Below are 3,167 nucleotides of genomic sequence, written 5' to 3'. Positions count from 1 at the left end.
CCTCACCACATAGGACACGGTCTTAGCGGAAGGCCAGGGCCCGGAAGGCGTCCCTGACCCGGGCCAGCGGGCCGGGGTCGCGGGTGAGGCGGAGTCGGTTGGTGAGCAGGACCGCCCAGCGGCCGCGCGCGGGCGAGACCCACAGGGCCGTGCCGGTGAAGCCGAAGTGCGCCCAGACGTCCTCCGCCGGTTCCGTGCCCGGCGCCGGATGCCAGAAGAGGCCGCGCGGCGGGACGAGCGGGCCGGTGTGGACGCGCAGCGAGGCCGCGGTCCACTCGGCGGAGAAGGTGCCCGGCACCGGTTCGAGCAGATGCCGCAGGAACCGGCCGATGTCGGCGGTGGTGGTGAAGACCCCCGCGATCCCGCAGGCGCCGCCGAGGAGCCGGGCCGAGAAGTCGTGGACGGTGCCCCGGAGCGGGGCGCCGCTCTCCTCGTCGTACTCGGTGGGCGCGCACCGCTCCCTCGCCCCGGCGGGCAGCGGCCCGTACCGGGTCTCCGTCATCGCGAGGGGCGTCCAGACCCGGGCCCCGGCGAGCCGGGGGAGCGGCTGCCGGGTGAGGTGCTCGGCGAGGTAGCCGAGGATCAGCGCCGCCCGGTCGGTGTACGCGACGGCCTCCCCGGGGCGGTGCCGGAGCGGCTCGGCGAGGACGCCGTCGCGGACGTCCTGCGGATCGGAGCCGTACAGGTGCCGGAGGTTGGCGCGGAGCGGCAGGCCCGCGGTGTGGGTGAGGAGGTGGTGGGCGGTGGCCCCGGCGAGCGGTCGGCCCGCGGCCTCCGGCCAGTACGAGCCGAGCGGGGCGGCCGGGTCGAGCTTCCCGGCGTCGACGAGCGTGCCGACGACCGCCCAGACGGCGAGGATCTTGGTGAGGCTCGCGACGTCGAAGAGGGTGTCGGGGCGGGTCGGTCCGTCGGGGCGCGCCGGGTCGAGCAGCCCGACCGCTCCGGCCGAGAGGGTGGTGTGGGCGTCGCCCACGGCCCATGCGGCGCCCGGGTACGTGCCGGCGCGCGCGGCCTCGCCGAGGAGCCGCTCGAAGGGGTCGCTGCGCTGTGCCAAGGCGTGCCTCCGACGGTCCGGGGAGGTTCGGGGCGGGCCGGTCGAGGGGTCGACGGGCCGCGCTCCGAAGTCATGCCCCGGCCGAACGGGAAGACACCCTTCCGTCAGCGACCGGCGGCGTCCTCGGTGACCGGCTTGCAGGTCACCTCGTCGCGCGGGGTGTAGTGGGTCTTGTACGTCTCCCGCTTGACCTCGACGCCGTTGTTCTTGAACACGCGGTCCACCGTGGTGTCGAAGCCCTCCAGGGGCGGCTGCGGCACACAGGCCTCACCGGTGCCCTCGCGCTTCACGGGCTGCGTGATGTTGGTGCGCGGGCCGGCGACCGCCTCCACGGAGTCGTACTTCTTCGTGCCGAGGAAGCTCACCGTGACGGAGTGGTCGGTGGCGCTCGCCTTGATGTAGATCGGCTTGCCCGTGTCGTTGCGGAACTTCAGGTCGAGCTGGCCCCAGGCGACGGTCGCCTCGCGGCCGGCCGGGTAGCGCTCGATGTAGAAGGAGTGCGCGCCGTGCTCGACGGGCTGCACCCCGGCGAAGAACATGGCGTTGTAGACGGTGGTGGCCATCGCCGACACGCCGCCGCCGGGCGCGGAACGGTACGAGCCGTCGAGGATCATCGTGCCGTCGACGAAGCCGTTGTCCGGGGTCCGCTCGCCGACCGTCTTGTTGAAGCTCCACACCTCGCCCGGCTGCACGAGCGAGCCGTTGATGAGCTCGGCGGCCCGGCCGATGTTCGTCGTCCGGTACGGGGCGGTGGGGAAGTTCACCGTGAACGTCGACATCTGCTCGGTGATGCCCAGACGGGCCAGGGAGCCGGAGGACAGCTCGGGCTCGGTGACCCTGGTCGCCACCGGAGCCGTACGGGCCGTGTCGCCGGACCTGGTGAGCAGCGGGCGCACGGCGTCGCCGAGGGCCTTCGCGGTGACCTCGTGACCCTGCCGGCCCTCGGACTCCACGACGACCTTGCCGTCCTGCACCCCGAGGGAGGCCTCCACGGGCGCGCCCGTCAGCGCGGCGAGGGGGCGGGCCACGTCCGGGTCGCGCAGCAGGGCCTCCTCGTCGAGGAAGGCGGCGAGGCGGCCCTTGTCGTTCTTCACGGTGAGGTGGTCGCCGAGCGTGGCGGGGGAGATCCGCAGGCGCTGGTCGCCGGCGGTGAGCGTGACGGGGCCGGAGACGGCGGGCTTGGCGTAGGTGTCGAGGAACCGGTTCACCTCGCCGGCGGGCAGCTTGGGCTCGGTCACCGAGACGGGGAGCGTCACCGCGGCGGCGCCCGTGGCGGCCGGGTAGGCCGCGCGCAGGGTCTCGGCGGCCTGCCCGGTGTCCAGCTTCCGGCCCGTCACCGGCTGGGTCGCGACGGCCCGGCCCTCGCGGAAGGCGACGGAGCCCTCGCGGACCGTCCGGTCGTTCTGCTTGGCCAGGTCGGCCACGGCGGCCTTCGTCTTGGCCTCGTCGTACGCGAGGACCGGCCGGATCCGGCGCTCGCCGGGGGAGAAGAGCCGTCCGATGACGGTGAAGGGGTCGCGGGACGGGTCGGCCGCGAGGTCGGCGGTCTTCGCCACGTCGACGGTCAGACCGGCGGCGGCCGGGTCCACGGTGGTGGAACCGTCGCCGACCCGCACGGGTATCGGCGCCTTCCAGGAGGCCGGGGCCTCGGCCGTCAGCTTGGCCGCGGCCTCGGCGCGGCTCATGCCGCCGATGTCCACGCCGTCGACCCGGGTGCCGGCGGATATGTCGTCCCCCGTCGCCACCAGCCCCGCCACGTACAGGCCGCCCGCGGCGACGGCGACCACACCCGTCGCGATCGCCGCCGTCCGAAGACGCGGACGGCGCCCCTCACGGGGCGTCGGGGCAAGGTCGGTCCTGGAGCTGGGCACACGCTCTCCCGGGGCGTCGAGGAAAGGGGGGAACCACACGACGGTACGCCGAAAGAGTGTCTTGTGTACATAAAGGTGGTTTGGCCCGAAGTGATACGGAGCGGGGCGGCGCGGCCACGGACCGTGCAGCCGTGCAGGTGGCGGCGAGGCCCGAAACCGCGCGGGCTGCCGTCCGGCCCGGGCCGGAGCGATACCTCTCACACCCGGGACCGTCGACGTCGAGGTCCCGGGTGTGAGAGGTA

General features: G+C 74.2%; 2 protein-coding genes. Both read right to left on the bottom strand.

Annotated features, from left to right (window positions below; translation table 11 throughout):
- Positions 1-22: 22 nt before the first annotated feature.
- Positions 23-1,054 carry a serine hydrolase gene (locus CCN56_RS35705; RefSeq protein ID WP_086831917.1) on the bottom strand — a complete coding sequence of 344 codons (1,032 nt, stop codon included), beginning with the start codon at positions 1,052-1,054 and terminating at the stop codon, positions 23-25.
- Positions 1,055-1,158: 104 nt separating this feature from the next.
- Entirely contained in the window at positions 1,159-2,925 is a 1,767-nt protein-coding gene (locus CCN56_RS35700; RefSeq protein ID WP_086831916.1) for a VanW family protein, read from the bottom strand.
- Positions 2,926-3,167: the final 242 nt, after the last annotated feature.

The organism is Streptomyces sp. NRRL B-24572, assembly GCF_002156145.1.
GTDB classification, from domain to species: domain Bacteria; phylum Actinomycetota; class Actinomycetes; order Streptomycetales; family Streptomycetaceae; genus Streptomyces; species Streptomyces vietnamensis.
The sequence above is the reverse complement of the archived record's forward strand: the minus strand, read 5'-3'. Positions and strand labels throughout refer to the sequence as shown.